Annotated in this window: 18 protein-coding genes; 15 read left to right on the top strand and 3 right to left on the bottom strand. The window is 40.2% G+C overall.

Going from position 1 to position 24,443, the window contains the following annotated elements; all coding sequences use genetic code 11:
* The first annotated feature begins 241 nt into the window (after positions 1-241).
* From IPI59_09000 to IPI59_08970, 7 genes are all read left to right on the top strand, one after another.
* Entirely contained in the window at positions 242-451 is a 210-nt protein-coding gene (locus tag IPI59_09000; protein MBK7527670.1) for a hypothetical protein, read from the top strand.
* Between the two features lie 2 nt (positions 452-453).
* Entirely contained in the window at positions 454-1,137 is a 684-nt protein-coding gene (locus tag IPI59_08995) for a hypothetical protein (protein ID MBK7527669.1), read from the top strand.
* A 1,111-nt stretch (positions 1,138-2,248) separates the two neighbouring features.
* Positions 2,249-4,879: a T9SS type A sorting domain-containing protein gene (locus tag IPI59_08990; GenBank protein ID MBK7527668.1), complete on the top strand. Its 2,631-nt coding sequence runs from the start codon at positions 2,249-2,251 to the stop codon at positions 4,877-4,879.
* Between the two features lie 59 nt (positions 4,880-4,938).
* A complete protein-coding gene (locus IPI59_08985; protein ID MBK7527667.1) occupies positions 4,939-6,171 on the top strand; it encodes a gliding motility-associated C-terminal domain-containing protein in 1,233 nt (410 codons plus the stop codon).
* Positions 6,172-6,270: 99 nt separating this feature from the next.
* Complete coding sequence (locus IPI59_08980; GenBank protein ID MBK7527666.1) at positions 6,271-6,516, top strand: hypothetical protein; 246 nt, start codon at positions 6,271-6,273, stop codon at positions 6,514-6,516.
* Positions 6,517-6,518: 2 nt separating this feature from the next.
* Complete coding sequence (locus tag IPI59_08975; GenBank protein ID MBK7527665.1) at positions 6,519-6,863, top strand: IS66 family transposase zinc-finger binding domain-containing protein; 345 nt, start codon at positions 6,519-6,521, stop codon at positions 6,861-6,863.
* A complete protein-coding gene (locus tag IPI59_08970) occupies positions 6,755-7,633 on the top strand; it encodes an IS66 family transposase (GenBank protein ID MBK7527664.1) in 879 nt (292 codons plus the stop codon). Before IPI59_08975 ends, IPI59_08970 begins: the two co-directional genes overlap by 109 nt.
* Before the next feature lie 12 nt (positions 7,634-7,645).
* Here the strand turns inward: IPI59_08970 and IPI59_08965 are convergent, their stop codons facing one another.
* Positions 7,646-9,727, bottom strand: coding sequence for a transglycosylase SLT domain-containing protein (locus IPI59_08965; protein ID MBK7527663.1), 2,082 nt, complete (start codon positions 9,725-9,727; stop codon positions 7,646-7,648).
* 426 nt (positions 9,728-10,153) lie between these two features.
* Between IPI59_08965 and IPI59_08960 the strand changes: the two genes are divergently transcribed.
* Positions 10,154-10,921: a rhomboid family intramembrane serine protease gene (locus IPI59_08960; protein ID MBK7527662.1), complete on the top strand. Its 768-nt coding sequence runs from the start codon at positions 10,154-10,156 to the stop codon at positions 10,919-10,921.
* A gap of 88 nt (positions 10,922-11,009) precedes the next feature.
* Here IPI59_08960 and IPI59_08955 read toward each other — a convergent pair whose 3' ends face one another.
* Together IPI59_08955 and IPI59_08950 are read right to left on the bottom strand one after the other, a co-directional pair.
* A complete protein-coding gene (locus IPI59_08955) occupies positions 11,010-14,228 on the bottom strand; it encodes a PD-(D/E)XK nuclease family protein (GenBank protein ID MBK7527661.1) in 3,219 nt (1,072 codons plus the stop codon).
* A 119-nt stretch (positions 14,229-14,347) separates the two neighbouring features.
* Entirely contained in the window at positions 14,348-14,539 is a 192-nt protein-coding gene (locus IPI59_08950; protein ID MBK7527660.1) for a hypothetical protein, read from the bottom strand.
* Positions 14,540-14,797: 258 nt separating this feature from the next.
* On the opposite strand from IPI59_08950, the gene IPI59_08945 reads away from it, so the two are divergent.
* The 7 genes from IPI59_08945 to IPI59_08915 all read left to right on the top strand — a co-directional run bounded on the left by IPI59_08945 (position 14,798) and on the right by IPI59_08915 (position 24,437).
* The gene (locus IPI59_08945) at positions 14,798-15,709 is read left to right on the top strand and encodes a bifunctional hydroxymethylpyrimidine kinase/phosphomethylpyrimidine kinase (GenBank protein MBK7527659.1); all 912 of its coding nucleotides are present in this window, start codon (positions 14,798-14,800) and stop codon (positions 15,707-15,709) included.
* A 153-nt stretch (positions 15,710-15,862) separates the two neighbouring features.
* Positions 15,863-16,354 carry a sigma-70 family RNA polymerase sigma factor gene (locus IPI59_08940; protein ID MBK7527658.1) on the top strand — a complete coding sequence of 164 codons (492 nt, stop codon included), beginning with the start codon at positions 15,863-15,865 and terminating at the stop codon, positions 16,352-16,354.
* 238 nt (positions 16,355-16,592) lie between these two features.
* Positions 16,593-17,876, top strand: a complete 1,284-nt coding sequence (locus IPI59_08935; GenBank protein ID MBK7527657.1) for a hypothetical protein — start codon at positions 16,593-16,595, stop codon at positions 17,874-17,876.
* Positions 17,877-17,952: 76 nt separating this feature from the next.
* The gene (locus tag IPI59_08930) at positions 17,953-19,056 is read left to right on the top strand and encodes a PorT family protein (protein MBK7527656.1); all 1,104 of its coding nucleotides are present in this window, start codon (positions 17,953-17,955) and stop codon (positions 19,054-19,056) included.
* A gap of 370 nt (positions 19,057-19,426) precedes the next feature.
* Entirely contained in the window at positions 19,427-19,969 is a 543-nt protein-coding gene (locus tag IPI59_08925; protein MBK7527655.1) for a hypothetical protein, read from the top strand.
* A gap of 109 nt (positions 19,970-20,078) precedes the next feature.
* Complete coding sequence (locus tag IPI59_08920) at positions 20,079-23,570, top strand: hypothetical protein (protein MBK7527654.1); 3,492 nt, start codon at positions 20,079-20,081, stop codon at positions 23,568-23,570.
* A 99-nt stretch (positions 23,571-23,669) separates the two neighbouring features.
* The gene (locus IPI59_08915) at positions 23,670-24,437 is read left to right on the top strand and encodes an IS5 family transposase (GenBank protein MBK7527653.1); all 768 of its coding nucleotides are present in this window, start codon (positions 23,670-23,672) and stop codon (positions 24,435-24,437) included.
* The last annotated feature ends 6 nt before the right edge of the window (positions 24,438-24,443 follow it).

Raw genomic sequence — 24,443 nt, 5'->3', positions numbered from 1 at the left:
CGGGTATGGAGACGGCACCGCCGATGGTGCCGAACGCTGCGCTATCATTGAAGGCTGGGGCTATCATACAGGCGATATTTATACCGACAGAACCTACGGACTAAACCATAGCCGGACAGGTTCTTCAGACCCAATAGAACAAAATCGAAGACGTCATATATACCATTTAGAAGAGGACCTGCCAAACAACGTAGGTGCCGACCCTTTTGGTTGGATACCCGAGAGGTTGTTATTAGATTGTATGGATAATAACGCCAACAACCCCGCTTTAGTAAACGACCCTATTGTAAACGAAAATTTGCAAGGCTATACCATGCAAGCCTGCTTAAATGCCATTAGTGATGGCTGCCCTACTACAATGGAGGAATTTAGGGCAAATATGGAGGCGAGCCTACCCGCTGGGCAAAATACAACTGATTTAGACAATATTTTTAACCAATACGCCTGGTAACCATGAAAAAGATACTAACTTTAATTACAACAGCATGCATGGCTATGGTATTGATATATGGTTGTTGTTTATTTGACGACGGCTTAGAAAACTGTTTTACACAATATCATATAACCATACCCCTAAATATAAGCCCTGCTGATACGGTTTATAAAATTGGCGATACGATATGGTTGAGTTCTACCATAGATTCGTTATTGTACGATACCGTTTCAAAATCAATGGTTGATTTCCATCAATACGATTTAAGAATTTACCCCATGTTAGATAAAATAGACTCTACGGCAGAATACGGGTCTATTCAAGCCGAACATCTATTTGACTACTATACCCCTATTGGCGAGTATAAAATTTGGCAAGGCAGCAATATTTATGGGTTATTTATTTATGAACAAGTAGGCAGCCAAAAAGTGGTAAAAACCGCCTTAATACCTAAACAGATGGGCTCTTATATTGTTAAGTTTGGTTTTGAATCTTCTGATGTAGAAGATGCCGATTTACCCAACAGAGGCTGCGCGAGCGTAGCAACCTACCCCTATTTGGTGATGAATGGTAATATTACCGATAATAATTATTATTTTCTGTTGAATAATGGCTTAAAGCATATAAAAACTAGTACTAAGCAAATACTTAGTTTTGAAAACTACAGAATGAGCGCATCTTTTGGTTTCAAAGTAATTGAATAACCAACTACGAAAAAGCCGTTTATAGTATTTTATACCATAAACGGCTTTTTTACCTACTAGATATATTACTGTTTTATGATTATATTTTTAAACTGCCCTACTCCTCAATAGAACCCCTCAGCAAATCTTTGGCTTCTCCTCCGGCTAATTCATAAAGCTTCGCGCCCATAGACCTTAGCTGCTCCGGCGTATAATCCTCTACCTTCCCAAGAGAATACAAAATCCTATGGGTTGACCTCCCATTGCTATCTCTATATGACTCAAGTATACGTATATATGTCCCTGATGGCTTCTTTTCTATTCTTAAAAATGGCATACCACAAAAGTAATGCTTATTCCTAACTTCGCAAATACCTAACCAAAAAATCGGCTCAGTACAAAATTTTTAAAACAACCACCTAAAACCCCTATTTACCGCTTTCTTCAGCATTTTTTTGAATTTTGCTGTCAAACTCAAGAGATTTTAGGATGAGCAGGATTTTTCCGGAATGAAGGAAAAACCAAGGTAATCATAGGCAACAAGATTTAGGCAGATGTGGGCAACTATTTCTAAATATCAAGCATCGTGCGCAAGCCTAACGACCTTCAAGAAATGCAGCCGAAACAAGGCAAAAGTCGTGCCGCAGGCAAAAAACAGCTAATTAAAAATCTGTTCGAGCGAAGCGAGTTTTTTTTAATAGCTGTTTTTTAGACTTTTGCCACCGTGCAGGCGTTGCATTTATTGAAGGTCTTGATTTTTTGGTTCTTTTGCATCAAGGCAAAAGAATATAAATAAATAAAATAGCAGAAACCGATGAAAGGTTTTAGTTAGCAGGATTTTTCCGGAAGAAGAAAAAACCAAGGTAATCATAGGCAACAAGGTTTAGGCAGATGTGGGCAACGCCTTAAACATCTAATAAAAAAAATAGTAAAAAAACCAAATCAAATCCGGAAATATAAAAATTAGGGTAACTTTGTTTGGTATAAATATTTTAGGTGCTACAAGGGGTAAATCAACCTGACTGACCATCGAAATAAAAAAACTCAATTTTCATCTCAAATATATAAACAATGAAAAACGTTAATTCTTTTTTTTAATTTCGGGGGGGGGGTAATATGTTCCCTTATCGTTATGATTAGCCTCCAAGTGTTGTTTTCGTTTAAATTAAGTGCTCAACAGCCTTGCACCTGCGACACGCCATTTACTCCCGATTTTATATGGACAAACGAGAGCAGCAGCAATGTGGGTACTAATTTTACAGGTGTAAATATACTAATTAGTGGCACCTTTTTAGTTGATGCAAACACCACTTTTTCTAACTGCCAAATACGGTTATGCGCCGATGCCGATATTTCGGTGAGCGAAGGCATAACACTTAATGTTATAAGCTCGCATTTATGGGCATGTACTAATACGATGTGGTTAGGTATTATCTCGTTAAATACGCAACCAATAATTAATACAGGCACGGCAATAAACATTTTTAATTCGCATATACAAGACGCGGAAATAGCTGTAATGAGTTTTGGAAACACGAAAATAAATATTACAGCAAGTTTGTTTGAAAACAATCTTTACGGCATACAAGTACAATTGAACGACTCGCCGCAACCTAATTTTGTTGTACTTGCCAATACTTTTGCCTCTACGCTGGTTGTGGCAACGCATCCGGGCTTTCCAACCGGCGCGCAACTAATTAATCCTTGGACCAATAATCCCACCATCAATCAAAGAAGCTATATGGGCATATATTTTAAAAATAATTTAGCAAATTTACAAGTTGGTATATCAAGTCCTAATACCTTTAATGCCTTAGAAATAGGCATTGGCATATTAGCCTCTAACGTTTCGGTTGGGAATAATGTGTTTAAAGATATTGACTTAACATCTGGCGCAAACCCCCTCAACGAAACAGCTGCTGTACTGTTTGATGGTTGGGGCTTTACACCAACTACATCGGTAGTAAATGAAAACAATTTTACCGACTGTAATAGAGCGGTGCTTTCGAAGACTAATAATTTAAACTTAAATGTTTCGACTAATACCATTAACGCCAGCAATTTATATCTAAATAATGCTTCCCTTGATGTATGGGGTATCTATGTCGAAAACAATAGCAACGCCACCATTAATATATGCAATAATACCATCGAAAATGTAGGCTTGGCAGTAGGGTTAATTTTGTGTTCGTTATCGGATGTTGATGTTTGCTCGAACCGAATATCTAACAACTCACAAGCGAACAATACATTTTGGGGCGTTTTAGACATTAACGGCATTACGGGAACCGGATTTCACGAAATACAAAATAACTCGCTTGACAACGTGCAAATTGGCATTTATGCAGCAAGCCTTAATAACCCACGCATACACAACAACGAGGTTTTTTTACACCCCTTGTTGGTTAATAACAACCCCGAATATGGTATGCGTACCGATGCCACTTTAATACCCCATATTTTTAATAATATGGTTAGCTACACGGGTACAAACCAACTACTATACGCAGACGACCGAATAACGGGTATATACAACGAAGGCAACGACAATGCCTTAGTATTTTGTAACATAAACAATAATTGCTTATGGTCGTTTTGCGGTAGTATGGACAACCAAACGACCCCCTTGTTGGGCAATGCCTTAAATAACCACCGCGTTGGCGTAGCCCTGCGCAATGGTGGCGTTATTGGTGGGCAAGGCTCGGCAAACTTTACCAACGACAATACTTGGGTGCCCTACTGCCCCAACGATACCCGCACCTACGGCAATAGCCCTATTGGAGGACCCGTTTTAACGTATGGTAATTTATCGCCTTTTATGGTGCGCAATATAGCCCCCTATAATCCAATAAACCATACAAACGAATTGGCTTGTTTTCCAATCACATTTAGCCCAACTATTCCTGCCAACCCACCCCTAAACGAAAATTGTACCGATATAGGGGTGCAGTTAAACATAGGGCATGGGCTTGTTTTAATTGCCAATGGCGAAAAAACCTACCCCGAAGGTTGGGAGGCAGAACACCGCCACTGGGACGAAGTTTATGCCTACTCGTATTTATACGATAACCTCGATACTTTAGAAAAATATGCCGAATTAGACAGTTTTTATGCCGAAATTGCCAAAACCCCTCACGGGCAACTTGTTGCAATAGAGCGACAATTAGCTACCGCCCTAATTAATAACGAACAAGAAAAAGATAGCCTGCCCAACCTCGATGGTGCTTGGCTTAGTTTATTAGGCGATTTAGCAACTATTACCCCCAAAACGCTACAAGACGAATACCAAAAAACCGTTTTAACCCTATTGGTAAATGCCAATTTGGGCTTTAAATACAGTTATACGAAACAAGATGCAGACGATATAACAAAAATAGCCAATACCTGCCCCATACGCGGTGGCAGAACTGTTTACAAAGCGCGGGCGGTTTACAATACCCTTTTTAATTTACAACTAATTTTTGACGAAAACTGCGATGCCGAAATTAGCGAAGCATACCAAACAGGTAAACATCAAAATCAAACACCACAAACCCCTGCATTAACACCTCCGTTTTTTGTTAAAAACGATAGAGTTTTTTTACTTGGTGATGGCAATGGCATAACGTTTGAATTATACGACCTAACCGGAAAAAGCATAAACACCCAACAAAATGGCAGTACCATTAGTTTGCAACACCTATTAAATGGCTTGTATTTGTATAAAATACTACGCAATAATAGTGTAATTTATACTGGCAAACTACTAATTAACAACCATTAAGATTTTTTTTAACCCGCCTGCCCATTGCATTGTAATAGGCAGGCGCATTTTTGTGCCTTATGTTTGTTTATATATGGTTGCTTTTTTGGCAATTACCCACTAATTACATACCCATAAAAAATCCTTCGTTAGAAGGAATACCATTTACAGGCGACCCAAACTACATGGCAGACGATTGGCATATATGCGCTTTGACACCCGATATTTTTGATACTATATTTTGGTTTTTAGGCCCTTCGCATGGCGAGACCTTTGTTGGTATAATAGATTGGGAAGCTATAGGGCAGCGTTTAGAATGTCCTATGTTACCCAATAAAAAACACTTTTTTTATGTGGATATATGCGATTTAGCCCCTGCTTTAAATTATATTGAAGCAGTGTATGAGGTTTGGGCGGGTACCGACTCGTGTTTACACGACCAACTGCTGCATACCGCCCAAACCCACGGAGACGAACTGCCTTGGTTTTGGTACCGCGATACCATTAGCTTTGTACCCAAGCAAACATACACGCATTTGCGTATTGAGGTTATACCCGATTCCATCATTAATCAAGCTAATGGCTTATTGCTCGATAATTTGTCGCCAATATATATTGAGGATGCCAACCAAATACAAGCCTATACCACCAACAATACCACTAAATTATGTGTAGATAGTTTGTATTGTGTAAACCTACAAGTGTGGGTGCGCGATACCCTGCCCAATACCCAAATACTGTGGTATAGCAATCCGCCTGGCTTTGCCGATACCACCGCCAATCCGCCGCCTGCCTGCCCCACCCAAACCACAACCTATTATGTGCAGGTGGGTAATAATTGCTCGTGGTCGTACCTCGATTCTATTACCATTAAAGTAATAGATTGCAGCACCCAATTTAGCCCCTCTCCCTACAACCCCCAAGCAGCAGCCATAGATAGCTCGCTTTGGTTTTACCTGCCCCCCAAAGATACCAGCAGTTACACACCGGGGCAGTACCTGCCTTCTAAGGGCGCAACCAAACCCAAACAAAGCGCAAAAATAGACCTGCCCACCGCTTTTAGCCCCAACAACGATGGCATAAACGATATATTTGCCTTAGTAGCATCGAACAAAGAAACCATGCAAGCCCACCTATCTATCTACAACCGATTAGGGCAGGTGGTGTATAGCGGCGCGGCGCAATCGGGCTGGGATGGAACGCACAACAACGCCCCCGCCCCCGTAGGCGTATATGCCTATGTACTTACCTATACTAACCCCCTATCCGGAAATACCGAATTGCTAAAGGGTAATTGTACGCTGTTAAGGTAATTTTTTTGTCTAAAACGGATTAAAAGATTTGTAACTACTCAGGTAGGTGTTAAAAAACAATATTTTATTGACTAAAGAAAAAAGGTTACCTTAGCGGCTATGACAGAGCAAGAAGCAAAATGGTTACGGGCCGAGAATGCGCAACTTCGCCAGGAGGTAGTTTCCTTGACGGCAAAGGTAAAACTATTGCTTGAACAGTTATCAAAACCTGTTATCAAAAAAGATTCGCATAATTCATCCCTGCCACCATCGAGTGATATATACAGACCTGCAAAAACAAAAAGCCTTCGGCTTAAAAGCGACAAAAAGGCGGTGGTCAGCCTGGTTATGAAGGTACGACCTTAGCAATGCAGGCTGTACCTGACAAAATTATAGACTTAAAAAGTGAATATTGCCAAAATTGCGGTGCGTCGTTAAGCGGTTCGACCTATACTTTGAGGGCTAAGCGCCAAGTTGTAGAAATTCCTCCGATATTGCCCATTTATGAAGAATATCGTCAATATAGCTGCACTTGTCGGGAATGCCAAGCAGGTAGCCGATTTTCCACTTGGGTGTTAATAGCCCTATTCAATATGGCAGTACGGTGGAGTCGTTTGTATCTTATCTTTCTGTGTATCAACATATTCCATTTGTGCGTCTTCAAAACCTGTTTGCTCAAGTATTTTCTTTGCTCATTTCGCAGGGAACAATAGGCAATATTTTGGAAAGATGCAGCAAAAAGAGTGAGGGCGTTTATCAGATAATAAAAACCCAAATCGCTGCAAGTAAAGTTGTTGGCTCTGATGAAACGGGTGCTAAAGTCAATGGACAAAAATGGTGGATATGGGTTTGGCAAAACCTAAAAAACACCTTTATTGCCGCCTCTAAAAATCGAGGTGCAGAAACCATCGAGAAGATTTGGGGCAATAAATTAGCCCACACCGTTTTAGTAACCGACCGCTGGGCAGCTCAATTAAATGCCTTTACCAAAGGGTATCAGATGTGTTTGGCACACTTACAAAGAAATATTATCTTCTTACAAGAAACTGAAAACCACCCTTTTGCCCTGCAATTTAGGCAACTCTTGACCGCTATTTTTGATACCCGAAAAACCTTGGTTAAAAATGACAAACCCTGTTACGAACAAGACAAAGAAGCCAAAGAAATTGAACAAAAACTTAACGACTTGCTATTGATAACAATACATAAAGAACAATACCCTAATACCCTCACTTTTCAAACATCTATGATTAAATACAGAAATTTTTTAACGCCCTGTCTTTATAATTTAGACATACCCCCCGATAATAATGCCTCTGAAAGAGCCATTAGAAACATTAAGGTTAAGCAAAAAATATCCGGACAATTTAAATCGGGGCAAGACGCCTTTTGTATCATCCGCTCTGTTATTGATACCCTTCGTAAAAGAAACTTAGAGGTATTATCTTACCTAAACTTAATCTTCAAACTACAACCTGTGTAGTTACCCTAATTTTTATTTTGCCAGCAGTTTTAATTTCATGCCCACATCTAAGGCATTGCCTTTTAGTTTATTATTCTTTTTAATAACGCTAACACTATTTAAGGGGTATTTATTGGCTATGTCCCATAAACTATCGCCGTTTTTTACGGTATAGGTAATAGTTTTAAGTTGTTGTTTTTTTGTAGTTACCGAGGGCTTTTGGGAATTTTTAGCGCTTATTTTTTTAGTCGGTTTTTCGCTTATGGCAATTTCATCGTCATAATCTTTGGGGTCTAAAAATTTTTCGTCTTCGTTGTTGCCATCAAGGAGGGTTTGCATGGATTGATTATTGCCAGACGTATTAACAATTGTATTAGTATTAGTGTTAGTGGTTTCACCAACGGGTATCCAAGCTATATTGCCGTTTTCGTCGTAAAAATAGGTGTCATTGTTTTCGCCGTTGTTTTCAGTTTCGGGGGTATTGTTGTTGGCATTAATATCTTCGTCAGGGGGCAACAAGGTAGTTTTTTCTATTTCTGTTACAATTGTCTCTTTGGCGGCGGGTATTGGGTCTTTGGTAGTTATTGATTTGGGCTTTGAAGTGGCTGTTTTTTTAGAAGTACCAGCTTTTTTCGTAACCTTTTCTTTTGTGCTTAATTTTGTAGCCGGTTCATCGGCATCCGGTTTAGATATTTTTGTAACAGGTTCCCATGCAATATAGCCATTTTCGTCAATATAGTAATCGTCAGTAGCAGGCTCCGGAATAATCTCCTCGGCGGCAATATTAGTATTCTCAATCGTTTCTTGAACTATTTTGACTGTTGGTTTTGCATTTTTTGCCGATACTTTATTTCTTTTCGCAGGTTTATCCGGATTTTTTTTAGCCATAGCAGTCGTTTTTCCGGCAATAGGTGTAATTAATTTCCAAGCAATATTTCCATCGGCATCAATATAATAAGTTTTATCGTCATCTATCGGTGGTATAGCCGAATCATCAGTGGGCATATTATACGTTGACGGGTAACTGACGGTAAATCCATCGTTTTCTTCTTTGGCTTTAGCCTCTTTTGTTTCCTCGCTGTTGGCTTCCCACGCTATATAATTTGGTGTCGGTGTAGGGTCTGCGTCAACGGGTTCGGGTATATTGCCATCGTAAATAGCCTTTATATTTTGACTGAGTTCATATTTTTCTATAAACGGAACCCTAAGCGGATAATGCTTGTTATCGGCTGGAATTTCTGATTTAACTAATGCCGGATTTAAGGCTTGAAATTTTGAGAGTGGCATTTTAAGGTAATTGGCCACTGTTTCTAACTTAATTCGACCGCGCAATAACAAGGTGTCAGAGCTATTAAAATTTGGCGGGTCGAGAGGCATGGTATATTGCAAATCGTGGTCAAAATAGTAGTTAATCCAATACATAGTTGCAATAAAAGCCGGAACAAAATTTCGTGTTTCGCGGGGCAAATAAGGTTGTATGTCCCAGTACGATACATTGCCGCCCAATTGTTTTACGATGCGTTTTACTTTTGCATCGCCACAATTATAAGCCGCCAGTACTAAAAACCAGTCGCCAAACTCGTCATAAAGGCGGCTCAAATATTTAGCGGCAGCCTCAGTACTGCGGTGAGGGTCGCGGCGTTCGTCTAAATAATTATTAATTTTGAGCCCATAACTCCGAGCGGTTCCGGGCATAAACTGCCACAATCCACGCGCACCCATAGGCGAACCTGCGTTTGGATTTAAAGCCGACTCGATGATGGTAAGATATTTAAAATCTATTGGCACGCCATTGGCTACTAATATTTGCTCAAAAACCGGAAAATAAACAGTGGTTAAGCCTAAAACTTTTTGCGATAATTCTTTGTTTCTTCCGGTGTACGATTCGATTTGACGCACAACCTGGTTGTTACAAATAAGGGGCAATTCCGATTTTATTAGAGAGATTTTACGACTATATTCTTCTGAAGAAAACAGTGCCAAAGTAGCCGGAGGCAGATTAATTGTTTCGGGGTTAGGTTCTAAAAACAAAGCGGCTTGTGTATTTGCCGCCGGAAACAGAAACCAACAAAAAAAAATTAAAAACGCACAGCAAATGTGTTTACATCGCTCCATAAGGCAAAGGTGGATTTTTGTAGCTGGGCGGAGATAAAAGAAATCAAATAGTTTTTAAAGAAAATCCCAGCAAAAATTGAATATAAAAATTATTATTATGTTATATAGATAGCAGCAAATGCACAAACAATGAAAAATCCGGATGCCTATTAACTAACTAAGCTAATAAGGGTGGTTTGGCATTTTTTTAAGTATAATTAAACAGTTTTTTTTAAAAATGGACGATAAAAATTAATAAGCCTTTTCTTATTTCTTCCTCTTAAGAAGCGACAAAGGTAATAGTTTCGCTCAAATTGTGCAAGTATTAACATAAAAAAAACTCAATGAAGTAAATTTTACTATATGGAAATAACTGAAAAACAACACTTTAAAGAAAGCCTCTTTATACCGTTATTTTTTGTTAGTTTTTTGTGGCTGATTAAAATAATGGAACGTTTTGGCTATTATAATTTTGAAAACTGGGGCCTTTGGCCGCGCCACCTCGAAGGGCTGCCTGGCATATTAACCATGCCTTTGGTGCATGGCAACGCCAGGCCTTTTGAAGCCCTTGGCGATTATGCCCATTTAGCATCAAACTCAGCGCCTTTATTGTTTTTAGGCTTTTTGCTATTGCAATTATACCGCCCTATTGCCTGGCGCGTTGTGTGGCAAATTTGGTTAATAGCCGGTACAATTACCTGGCTAATTGCCCGCAGCGAAACCCTTAGCGGCGACCCCGTAAGACATATTGGGGCAAGTGGTATTGTTTATGGATTTGCCTTTTTTTTATTTGCATCCGGAATTTTGCGCGGCGACAGGCGCTCAATGGCTTTATCGCTAATGATGGTTTTTGTATATGGTAGTATGGTTTGGGGGTTATTACCCTTAATGAAAGGTGTTTCTTTCGAGGGGCATATAGCCGGAGCTGTGGCAGGTATATCTGTAGCTTTTTTACATAAAAACTATTTACAGGCAACTGCACCCAAAAAAATAATATTACCGCCTTCCCCCCAAGAAGACCCTTTAAATGCCCACGAAAACCCATGGTGGGTACCCCCACCCCCACCCAAAGACCTTATTGACTTTATTAACCAGTTGCATCAGCAACAAAACCCTACAAACCCGGCTATTACGCCTAATGAAAATCAACAACAAAACCCACCAACACCCCTTGAAATCAAATACATTATTATAAAAGATAAAGACAAAGAATAGAATTGAGCAGTTATTTTCTTTCTCCGGATGCCTTACTCGCCCCACTCCCTCAACGAGGAATACCCTCTCCGCTGTCCTCGCAGTGTTATTATTCGCAGGTGTTCACCATGCCCCTAAACGGTGAATATTGGTATGCCTTAGGGCTTGTATTTTGGATAAACGGCTTCGATGGGTCGAAAATTTCGATTAAAAGGGCTTGCAATTTTTCTTCAAAAAGGGTAAAAAACTCGTTTCCAAGCCCCTGCCCCCCCTGCAAGCGAAGGTAGGGGTTATTGGCTTTTTTAAGGCTATAAATGCAGGGTAAAATTGTGGCGTCGGGGTTTAGTTTATGGTATAAATAACTGTAAAAATAAACTTGAAATCCGGCTTTATACTGTGTGTCGGTAAAATATTTGTCTAAATAATCTGTTAAAGGTGTACCTTTTTTAGGCGATGCAATAGTTGCCTCGCCGGTTTTATAGTCAATCACCCGGGTTAAAGTGGTTTGGTTTGGCGCAATTATTTTATCTAAACGGTCAATACCACTTTGCAGGCGAATTTCTAATTTTAATCCGGTTTGTGCTGGCAGCGGTAAAACCACTTGAAATTCTTTTGTTTCAAGGTCAATTATTTCAAAAGGGGCATTATCGGCATCTATTTCTAAAACTTTTTTTACCATATTAAACATAATTTCCTTCATAATTCTATTTTGTCCGGTGCGCCAGTGGTCAAAATCATTGTCTTTAAATGCTTTAAGCAAGTTTTTTTCAATAAGTTTATCGTTATAGTATAGTTTTTCTACCTCGTTTTTGGTTAGTGTTTGCTGTTTTGTTTTTTCGTACAACAATTCAACTGCCCGGTGAACAATATTGCCAAATGTATTAGCTTGCATTTCTTCTTCTAAGTCTATGGATTCTTTGAGGCCGGCAACATATTTTAAATAAAACTGCATGGGGCAAGTTAAATAGGTAATTATTGCCGATGCCGACAACCACCCCTTTTCTTCTTGGTTTGGCGAGGCATGGTTATAGCGGTGTAACTTAGCCATAATTTCGGGTGTTTTAACTACCTGCACGGGCGGCAAATTGGGTAAAGGGGGACTAAGTTTAATTTGCGGCAGTATGGTTTGTAGCTTTACTTGGCTGTTGCCGGCTGTTACGGCGACCTGTGGCAGTTCGTTTTCGAGTTGCAATAAAAACCTGCTTCGCTCGGCTGCACCTGTTTTGCCAACCTCGGTATTGTATATTAAACAAGCCTCGTCGCAGCGCTGTAGTAACCTGTAAAAATTGTAGGCAAAAATGCTGTCGAGTTCGCTAAAGGTGCGCATATTAAAAGCACGGCGCAGCCCATAAGGTATAAAAGTTATTTGCGGCCTCGACGTAGGGATGTTTCCTTCGTTTAAGCCCATAATTATTATTTTTTTAAAATCCAAAGCGCGGGTATCTAATAAGCCCATTATTTGAAGCCCCATTAACGGCTCGCCTTCAAAGGGAACTTTAGTGTTAAAAACAGCTTCGCGCAATAAACGCCAAAACAGGTCTGGGTCAATCATTCGGCCATAGCGTTGCAAAGCATCGGCTAATTGTTGTACAATTCGGTATAAATGAAACGCCAACTCAACCTCAATTTTGTTGGTGTTGGGAGTGGTTAGGGCCTCGTTTTTATTTGGCGTAGTATCGTTATTTAACAGGTTTTGCTCCGTAGGTTTTTGGTTTAGTACATCGTCATCATCTTCTTCTTCTCCGGTAGTGGTTTGGGCGACAGGGGGTGCGTGCAAAGCCTCAAAAACAGCCAGTATAATTTTTTGAAAGCAGTTAATATAATCAACAAATGTATGCAGGGGGGTAAAAACAAGCTCAAAAACAGGGTGCGGCAAGTTTAATTTAATATTTTCGGCATACCAATACAATCGGTTTGTTTTAACTATTTTTTTAGATAGCTCTTCGACCTCGTTAGGGGCAAAAATTTTTAGAAACGGATGATTAATAATTTGCAAAACAAGGCGGGCATAAAAAACTGTTCTTCCGGATGTTGGGCTTGCTATCTCCGGATGCTGTTGTTGTTGTTGCCGGTTCTTACCATCAGCCATCGCATCTTCATTACTATCATGTACATCATCATCATCATCATCATCATCATCATCATTAGGGTCGTTATAGTAGATGCGGCGCAGTTTTTGTAGTTGCGCAATATCTTCGAGCAGTAGAAACAGGGGGCTGTGGCGCAGCGGGTAACTTGCCGTAATATTAAGTGCGCCTATTTGAGCGGGCAAGGCGTGCAATACAGGCAGCAGCAAACTATCGTCGCCGGGTATAATGCACACCTCGTTGGGTTGTAAATTTTGGTTATTATTTGCCGTTAGCCATTGCCCAACCTGTGCCCCTGCATATTGTGCCTGCGCTATTTTTAGAGGCACGCCCACCATATTTATATTGATTGGCTGTTGGGTAAAATTAGTTAATCCGCCCCACTTGTGCTGTTCGTGATTTTTATAAGTTTGGTAATATTCTCTGATAAATTTTCCGGCCTCGTGGTTTTCGTTTTCTAAATAAAAATAGTCGGCATCCCAATAAACAAGGGCATTTTGTTCTTTTACAGCGTAGTCAATCAAACCTTTTTCTACAGGTGTTAGCGCATTAAATCCGGCAAAAACAATATGGGTAAAAGGCAGGCGCATTTTTTTATTCGATAGTTGTTCTAACAATAAACGTTGCGCCATACCCTCGTAAGCCAGGCCATTATTGAACAAGCGTTGCCTAAACCCAATATAAACCTGACCTAAACACTGCCATATACGCATAAACTCGTTCACCATTTCGTTGTTGCTTGCTGTTGCATCGCTGGCGTTAGCATCCGGATAATGTTGCAGCACAATATTCCAAAAATGGCGTAAAAAGGCAAATTGTTCTTCCGGAAGTTCAAAAGCTTCGTCTAATTGCTTTCTGGTTTTAAGGTTAGCAAATAAAGCCTCGGCAGCCACTAATGATTTATCCACCTCGTCAAAATCTTGTAATATAATGGCAGCCCAGCTATAAAAAGTATCAAGTTGTATAGAAGGCTCAAACTGGCTGTACACTTCAAACAGCTCAAAAGTTAAGGTTATTTGGTCGGCTATCACCAAACCCGATATTTGGTTGGTAAACTCGGCGATACTAAGTATATGAGGTTTCCAAAATGGTTGAGAGCCAAATTTTTTGGCTAAAATACGGGTAAAGTAGGTGCCTGCCCGCTTTGATGGGAAAACAAAACAATAATCTTTGAGCGCCTTTAAGTTTTGAGGATCAAATGGGGTGTCGTTGGCAACGTATTGTAAAAAACTTTGGTTCATAGGCTAATTGAGTGCTTAGTGGTTATATATAAAAAATAAAAGCCCATCCAAACCACATTGTTTTTATTTAGATGGTGTTTGGAGAGGCAAAAAAAATACCGTTGCAATATAAAATACCCCTATTTGGAGCGGAAAATGCCGATAATAGTAATAATAAGGAATAAAAAGTAAAAAAAGTACATAAAATTGGCCCTAAAACCAAATAAAACGCCCACAATAACATGCAATGCAGTGGTAAGGGCAAAACCCAGTAAACCAATTCCGAGTAGGCGGTCAACGCCCACATCGGTAGGGTGCTCGTGATGACTCATTAAAAAAACGAAATAAGTATAAGTTATAAAATCGATTATTGCACTAATAGCAGGGGCAAAGATAGTATTTTTTTGGTTTTAAGATGATATGCCCGCCGCCATAAACTATTCCTTTACTAATAAATTACCACTAATTTGTTTGTATATTTGCCGGATAATAAAACAAACCCATGAAATTAGTAAAAAAACAAATCAATTAAACAATACAAAATGTTTACTAATTTTATTTATATAAACTAATTTACAAGCTATATTTACATGTATAAATTAATGGTTGTTGGCTCAATGGCCTTCGATGCGATAGAAACACCATTTGGCAAAACCGATAAAATTGTTGGCGGGGCCGCCACCTATATTTGTTATGCTGCCACCTATTTTAATACCCCTTGCCGGCTGATTGCGGTTGTTGGTGGCGATTTTCCGGATTCGGTAATAGCCGACCTTCAACAACGAGGTGTTGAAACCGATGGCCTGCAAATTAAACCCAACGAAAAAAGTTTTTTTTGGTCAGGGCGATATTATAACGACCTCAACTCGCGCGATACGCTTGCAACCGAGTTAAACGTATTAGGTAGTTTTGAACCACACGTGCCGCCTACCTATCAAGGCTCGGACATGCTTATGTTGGGCAATTTACAACCCCAAGTACAGTTGCGGGTAATTGAGCAGCTTGCCCAACGCCCTAAATTAATTGCTATGGACACCATGAATTTTTGGATGGATAATACCCCAAACGAGCTTCAGGCTGTTTTAAAAAAGGTCGATTTATTGATGGTAAACGACGAAGAAGCCCGGCAGCTTTCGGGTGAATATACTTTAGTTAAGGCTGCAAAAAAAATATTTACCATGGGGCCTAAATATTTGATTATTAAAAAAGGCGAACACGGCGCTTTACTTTTTTATGAAAACGAAGTGTTTTTTGCCCCCGCCCTGCCATTAGAAGAAGTATTTGACCCCACTGGCGCAGGCGACACTTTTGCCGGAGGCTTTATGGGCTATTTAGCCAGCACCGCCGATTTAAGTTTTGAAAACATGAAACGCGCCATCATTCACGGGTCGGCATTGGCATCGTTTTGCGTTGAAAGGTTTGGCCTTGAGCGCCTGCAAAGCATAACCCAACAACAATTAGCCGACCGGGTTGGGCAGTTTGTGCGCCTAACAGCCTTTTAAGTTGATTTGAGGTAAAAATATATCCGGATGGATAAAAAGCAACTCCTGAACTATTGAAATAATTTTGCGGGCTGCACCTCAATACAGGGGCTAATTTGAAGTATTTTTTACTAAGACTGTAACTTTTTTGTCGAATTTTACATTGTACGGTATATGACTACTGCCGAATACAACCAATGCGTAAACTTATATGCCGATAGGGTTTACAGGTTTGCCGTTAAAACACTTCAAAACCAGTACGATGCCAACGATATTACCCAAACGGCATTTGAAATTTTATGGAAAAATGTGCAAAATGTACCCCCCGAAAAAGCAAAATCGTATTTGTTTTCGGTGGCGTATAAAAGTATGGGCGAGTGGTTTAGAAAGTCAAACCGGATGCATTATACCAGCGAATTGCCCGAGTATGGCGAATACCAAGAAAATAGCTATAGGCAAGCCGATTTGCAAACCCTTTTGCATAATGCTTTAAACACCCTCAACGAACTACAAAAAAGTGCTATTTTATTGTGCGACTACGAAGGTTATTCGTATAAAGAAATAGGCGATATTTTAAGCCTTTCCGAGTCGCAAGTGAAAATATATATTTTTAGAGGACGGCAAAAATTGCAACGCTATTTGGTAAGTATTCAAAAAGTAATTTGACCACCTAAAAAACCCATAAAATAAATAGAAAAAAACAATTACACGACGTTTACATTTTTTTTACCTCCGGATATTTAAACTTGGCTAAAATTTAAAGCAGCAACTAAAAACCAAAAGCCGGTTTTATTTTTTATTCGACTAAATTAACCTCCTACCCTACCCTATCCACTACCCATTGGTTAGCAACCATAAACAGCAGCAGCAACAACACAGCACAGCATAGAATTTTAAACAAAAAATGAAAAAGCAACCGCATAAACTAAGGCAACATGGCGCAGCCATACCTAAAATTACACCAACCAACTACGAAGCATGGCTGTTAGATTGGTACGACAATAAATTAACACAGCCCGAACTAAAAGCCTTAGAAAGTTTTTTCAGTGCGCAGCCGCAATACAAACCTAATTTAGGCTTAACACCTTTACCCAAACTTGACCCACAGGCCAGCGCAGCACAAGTATCCGGATTTAAAGGGATAAACCACCTACTTAAAAACGACAGCGATATTGCAAATTCCGCTACCGCTACCGCTATCTCTATAACCCCCGATAATTACGAATCTTATTTGCTTGATTATTTAGAAGGCAATTTACCCGCCCATTTACAATTAGAAATGGAAGCCTTTTTAAAACAACATCCTCATTTAAACGAGTCGCCAAGTATAACCCAACTTAAACTTGTTGCCCCCGCCCAGACTAACTATCCTTACACCCAACTGTTAATAAAACCTCAAAGCGCGCAACAAGCGAAAACTGATGGTTTAGGTGCGTATTTTAATCGGTTTGGTAAATATTTGGCAGCAGCCTCGGTAGTTTTGCTTTTATTAGCCTCTGGATTGATGTTTTATAAGCCCAACACCAACAAGCCTGCTTTAGTTGCCAACAAACAGGCAAAAACCGAAATGCCCACCTCTGCCAACAACAAAAATTTAGCAGCAGAAAACAACACCGAAGCCAAAACAGCAAACATGGTGTCAATAATTCCGGATGATAAGCAGTTGGCAACGAAAGAGCCTCAAAATTTACCTATATATACTGCAAAAAAATCTGAAAAACTAAACAATAGCAGCACAAATCCTATAAATTTAACTCCCAACACAACAACAATTGCCGCCACTGCCCCCGCAGCAAATTTAGCCAGCCCAAAACAATACAGTTTAAACGAATTACCCAGCCGTAAATCGCCTCAAACATTGCTTGCCACCCCAACTACAACAAACGGCAATTTGGTAAGCCCTTTGAACGAGTTTATGGCCGCTAATTATGGCAACACACTAATAAAAGATAACAACACAAGCGAAGCATCTTACCAAGAAGACGACCAAACGTTTACCATTGCACCCATAGAACAAATATATAATCTTTTAGGAAAAAAGAAAGAGGGATTTAGAATACCCAAATCATTACTTCCGGAAGAAATTATTGATTTACCCGAATTTGCACAACGTACCCAAAATTTAAAATTTGAAATCACAGTTTCGCCCAAAGCACATAAAATTATGCGTTATTTATTCAGCAAATAAAAAAACTCAGAAGCATAATTTTATTTTTCAGCTATTTTAAAAACATAAAATCAAAACAACAACAACAACAACAACCATGCGTAAACTTATTAATTTTAGCTTAGTAGTAATAAAAACTACATTTTTATGGGCGTTAGTAGCCGGTATTGGTTTAATTAGCTATGCCCAAACAACCCCACCAAATAAACCCAAAATTGAGGTAAAAAACGATACCACCCGGGTAAAAATTGGCGAACTTGAAATTATTATCCGCGAAAGCGAAAATGGCAGCGTATCAATAATAGCCGGAACCAAAGATGGAGAAGAACGTGTTATAACCATTAAGCCAAACAAAGAACCTATGCCCAAAGAAGACCAAAAAACCGACAATAAGGGCAAATCTAATCCGGAAGGTGATGCACCTATTAGTCCGGATGGTAAAGAAGAAATTGAAAAAGCCGAAAAAGGTGCGAATAAAATAGAAGAAGAAAGCGAAGTATATACCGATGCGCCAAATATGGGCAAGCATAATCATAACGATAATGATAATGATAAGAACAAAGCAAAAAAAGCGAAAAAAAAGGATGTTCGCACCCGTTGGGTTTTATTGGGCTTGGGAATCAACAACTATTTACAAAATGGAAGCTTGAACCTAACAAACGAGGCTGCCAACTTAGATTTGAACCAAGGCAAATCGTTGAATTGGGAGTTAGGGGCATTTAGGCAACGAATAAACTTAGTAAAGCACTACCTCAATATTGATTGGGGGCTAAATTTTGACTTTAACCATTATAATTTTGACAAAAATATTACCCTTAACCCCGATACTGACGTGGTTGCCATCACTCAATTAAATGAGTCACTCAAAAAAACCACATTTAATACTTCGTTTGTTAAAATTCCACTTATGTTGCGCCTTAACACCAACCCAAATTACAAAAACAAATCGCTGCGCATTGGTGCGGGTGGTTATGCCAGCTATTTATTAGGCTCGCGCACTAAAGTAGTTACCTCAAGCAAAAAAACAACGACAACCCGCGACGATTTTAACCTAAACAAATTGCGCTATGGCATTAATGCCGAACTTGGATTAGGCCCTATCACGCTTTATGGAAACTACGCACTAAACGGCATGTTTGAAGCAGGCAAAGGCCCTGAACTTAACCCGTTAAGCATTGGTATTATGATAATAGGTTTTTAAGTTTAGGGTAATTATAATTAAGCTCCTTTACAAAATAAAGGCTCGTTTCAATATTGAAACGAGCCTTTATTTGTTTTGATGCCTAAAGATAGAGGTTGGGATAGCAATAACAAAAGCAGTTCCGGAAAAAACTCTAAACTCCGGAAAAAGGGCAAGCAACTATAAGGTTGTTAAGCTTACAAATAAGTATTTGGGCTTTGAATTTGCAATTAAAATACAAACTATACTTTTTTTAGGACTAAAATTTGTTAATACAAATTTTTAGCATTACATTTCGGCGCTCTAAAATTACTTAGAGGTCATTTAGCAATTGAAACAAAAAAATACAAACATACTCAATTTAATCTCACACATAATTAAACATTTTGCCATGCGCTATTCCATTATAATTTTTGTTTTGCTTATTATGGCTTTTACCACCTATAGCTGCCGAAAAGAACCTATTTGGCAATACGAGGTAAACCCACAAACAGAAGGCGCACCTACCGCCGGGAAAGACAAACTAAAAACTCCTGAACAATACGCGGCTATACTGCATGTAAACCTTTACAACAAACCCATGACGGCAGACGACTTGTACGACCTTAGCCGGATTTATTTGTCAATAGGCGATAAAGAAATTGCCCGCGAGGTAATTGTAGCCAATTTTATGAACGACAACTATGCCGGCTCGTATGCCTATTTAATGGGCTACCCCGTTATTAAACCTACGGACGCCGAATGGGCTAATTTGCGCAAAAACGAAACCGAACTCACCAAATTTATCACACAAACCTACGAACGCTTTTTTTTACGCCAACCCACGCAAGCCGAATTAACCTTTCAACGCGAATGGATAGGCACACACCCTAACCTTACCCCCGATAAATATTATTTTTCGTTTGCAATTGCCAACGAATACCAGTTCTATTAAGGTTAGAAAACCCAAGGCAGGCAGAACAAACCTGCTACAATAAAAACAATTCATTACCTCGGCCCATACTAACGCTATATTTTTACCAAACAGTTGCCTTTTATTTTATTTGTTTTATGGCCAAAACGCTACAATTTTTTTTTTCTTAACGCTAATTGTTGTAATACAAACACAAAAATCTTATGCTAGCCATATTATAGGTGGCGAAATAACCTACACATGTGTTGGCGGCAATAACTTTGATTTACATCTTGACTTGTACCGCGACTGTAATAGTGGTACCGGATTTGACAACCCCCTTTATATAACTGTTTTTAATGACGCGGGTATGGTGCTTAAAACAGAAAATATGGGAGGACCAAGCATTACCACCTTAGATTGGACAGAAGGCGTTGAAGGTATTTGCCTGATAAACGGGGTAACTGTGTGCGTACAACAAGGTGCATACAATAAAAGTAATGTAGCACTTACTGGGTCGGCAGGAAAATATACGATTAGCTACCAGCGGTGTTGCCGTAACAGTGGTGTCGTAAATATTGTAAATCCAGGCTCAACCGGCAGCACTTATACCATAGAAATACCAACTTTTAGCCCCGGAGCTTGCGATAACAGCTCGCCGGTATTTAATAATTACCCACCTATGGTGCTTTGCGCCGGCAGCCCATATATTTTTGACCACTCGGCAACCGATATTGATGGCGACTCATTAGTTTATGATTTTTGCACCCCCTTTATTGGCGCAAGTCTTGGTATGCCCGCACCCATGACTGCCTCGGCACCACCATATACCCCCGTTACTTGGGCAACCGGCTACAGTCAATCCTATCAATTAGCCAGCACCCCCCCAATGACTATTGATGGCGCTACTGGCAGCCTCGTGGCCTACCCTAATGCTATAGGCCGTTTTTTAGTAGGTATTTGCGTAACCGAATACCGAAACGGCATACCCTTAAGTTCAAATATACGTGAATTTCAGTTTAATGTAGGCGACTGCGTAATTGTGGCAGCCTCTATATCCGATACCTCCGGAACCGTTATTCTTCCTTCAGACACCACTATTTGTTTAGGCGAGAGTTTTCAGCTAAACGCCATCGCCCAATCCGGATATGACTATGAATGGTCGCCTCCGGATGGCCTGTCTGATCCTTACATTGTCAACCCAATAGCCACACCTACCACAACCACTACTTATGTGTTTACCTCAACCGACCCGTCGGGCACTTGCGACAACAGCGATACCATTACCATAAACGTTGTAAGTTTACCACCAGGCATAAACGGCACCCAATCCATTTGCCAAAACGACCCCTTGCCGCCGCTAATTACCACCCCTTCTGACCCACTAAATACTATTTCTTGGTACAATAGCAACCCTAATAACGGCTCGCCCACCCTATTAGCAATAGGCGACACTATTTTTGGCTTCGAATATGCGGCTGTTGCCGACAGTAGTATGCCGGGCAATTATGCTATTTGGTTTGAAGAAACCAATTATATAAACTGCCAAGCCACTCCAGCAACTATAACACTTACCGTAAATCCAAACCCTAACGCACCAAGTGCAAACAACCCACCCCCTATTTGCCAAAATGATGCCTTACCAACCCTTACAGCATCCGGATCCGGCGGCACCCTAAACTGGTACGATGCCGACCCCACTGCCGGCTCGGCCAACCTATTAGGTACGGGTACAAATTTATCTGGCAGTCAATATAGTTCTATAGCCGATAATACTACGCCGGGCACCTATACTGTTTGGGTGCACGAAGAATCTGTTTTCGGATGTTTTGGTTTTGCTGCTAAAGCTGTTGATATTGTTGTGTTACCACGCCCTAATGCGCCCATAGCCAGCAACCCTGCCCCAATTTGCCAAAACGACCCATTGCCAAGTCTTAACGCTTCATCGTTGACAAATGGCACCTTAAATTGGTATGGAAATGTCAGTTTAACTAATTTATTGGGATCGGGGAATAGCCTGCCTGGTAATTTATACGCATCAGTAGCCGACAGCACCACAGCAGGAACCTATACCATTTGGGTACAAGAAAATTTAAACGGTTGTACCGGATTGGCTACCGCCGTTTATATAATTGTTAACCCTAATCCACCCGCCCCCACTTCGCCACCGCAAACTATTTGTTTTGCCCAACCCCTGCCCGATTTTACTGCTACAGGTAACGGCGGAACAATTACTTGGTTTGATGCCGACCCCGGACAAGGTACCGCCAATAGTTTAGGTACAGGCAACGTCATATCCGGAAGCCAATACAATATGGTGGCAAATAATAATATAGCCGGAACATATACTCTCTACTTCCAAGAAGCCTCTGGATTAGGATGCTTAAGCTCAGTTAGCTCAACTACGCTTACTGTAAACCCCGTTCCACCGGCCCCAACAGGCAATAATGCCAATATTTGCCAAGGGCAACCCCTGCCCGATTTAACAGGTACCGGCAATTATGGCAATTTATTAACATGGTACGATGTCGATCCAAATTTTGGAACAGGTTTAATTTTAGGAATGGGTACTACCTTGCCCGGTAGCGCTTACACCTCGGTAGCCGATAATAATACACCCGGAATTTATACCGTTTGGTTACAAGAATCATATAATAATTGCCCAAGCTACTCGACACCCGTACAAATAGAAGTCAAACCTTTACCAGCAGCGCCATTGGGCAATAATATTGCCATTTGTTTAAACGATACCCTTCCAGATTTAACTGCTTCGGGAACATCGGGCATATTAACCTGGTATGATGCCGACCCTAATTTAACCACTCCTACGGTATTGGGTATAGGCGATACTCTGCCCGCAGCTAATTACGCAACTATTGCCAACCCGGCTATTGCTGGCACTTATACAGTTTGGGTGCAAGAAGAAATTAATAGCTGCAAAGGCATCTCTACCCCCGTAATTCTAACCGTCAAAGCACAAACTCCCGCCCCTACCGTTGCCAATGTTACCCTTTGTGCTAACAGCCTTTTACCCGACTTAAGCGCAACAGGCAGCGGTGGCTCGTTTACATGGTACAATGCCGACCCCAATTTTGGAACACCTACAATTTTAGGCTCAGGGGCTGTGTTAACCGGCGCAGCCTATAGCTCGGTAGCCAATAACACCTTGCCCGGAGTATATTGGGTATATGTGCAAGAAACAGTAAATGGTTGTAATAGTTTGGTAGCAAGCGTTTCGATTACCGTTGAGGTGCTGCCACCCGCACCAACAGCAAGCCCTGTATTTTTATGTGCTGGTGCTGCAATTCCGGATATAACCCCTGCAAACACAGGCGGCATTTTAACTTATTATAATGATGACCCTATTTTGCCAACCGCTACCATTATTGGCTCTGGAAACGTGTTAACTAATGCCATTAGTAGTTTGGTGGTAGCTAATAATTTGCCCGGATCTTATACAATATGGATAACCGAACAAATAGGTAATTGTATAAGCTTGCCCGGAAGTATTACCTTTACCGTTGAACCACAACCGCAAATTGACCCCATTGCACCCATAATATTATGTGGTGCCAATTTTGATTTAAATGGCCTAAGAGACTGTCTAAAAATTAAAAATTGGCATGCCAGTCCTAAAAATTGATAGGAAAAAAGTTATTAAAAGAGATGTGAATAAAAGACTATCAGTTTGACGTTTAAATAATAATTCATAGCTTTATGAAAATCAAACACATAAAGTAAAATGAAAACCTACCCAAGCAGTCTCACCGATAGTCAATGGAGTGCAATATTAGGCATTTTAGACGACAAACGGAAACGAAAACACAGTTTAAGAGAAATTTTTAATGCGCTGTTCTATTTGCTTAAAACTGGCTGTCAATGGCGCATGCTGCCGTTCCATTTTCCGTCATGGAAGCTTGTTTACTACTATTTTACCAAGTGGAAGAAGGATGGGACGATAGAACTCATCCATGAAATACTCAGGGATAAGACTCGAAAGCAAGCAGGCAGGGCTTCATCGCCAAGTGTTGGTATAATTGATAGCCAGAGCGTAAAGACAACAAGCGTCGGAGGCTTGTGCAGAGGGATTGACGGGGGTAAAAAAGTTAAAGGCAGAAAGCGGCATATTATTGTAGATACAATGGGACTACTTTTAGCGGTTGTGGTTCATGCGGCAAATGAGCATGACAGTAAATCAGCCCCAATGGTTATAGCTGACCTCAGAGGCAGGTTTTGCAGATTGGTAAAGATAGTAGCTGATGGCGGGTATAGAGGCGAGTTAATTGAAAATACCCGCAAAACGTTTGGGTGGGTGGTTGAGGTTGTAAGTAGATCGAATACAGCCTCGAAATTCGAAGTATTGCCAAAAAGATGGATTGTTGAAAGAACTTTTGCATGGCTCGAAAGCTATCGAAGATTGAGTAAAGACTTTGAGTTCCAAACCGAAACGAGCCAGACAATGATCCAACTTGCCATGATAAAATTGATGCTTAATAGAATTAGAAAATAAAATTTA

The sequence above is a fragment of the Sphingobacteriales bacterium genome (assembly GCA_016706405.1).
Lineage (GTDB): Bacteria > Bacteroidota > Bacteroidia > Chitinophagales > UBA2359 > BJ6.
Note: the sequence above shows the minus strand (reverse complement) of the source record. Positions and strands in the feature narration are given on the sequence as shown.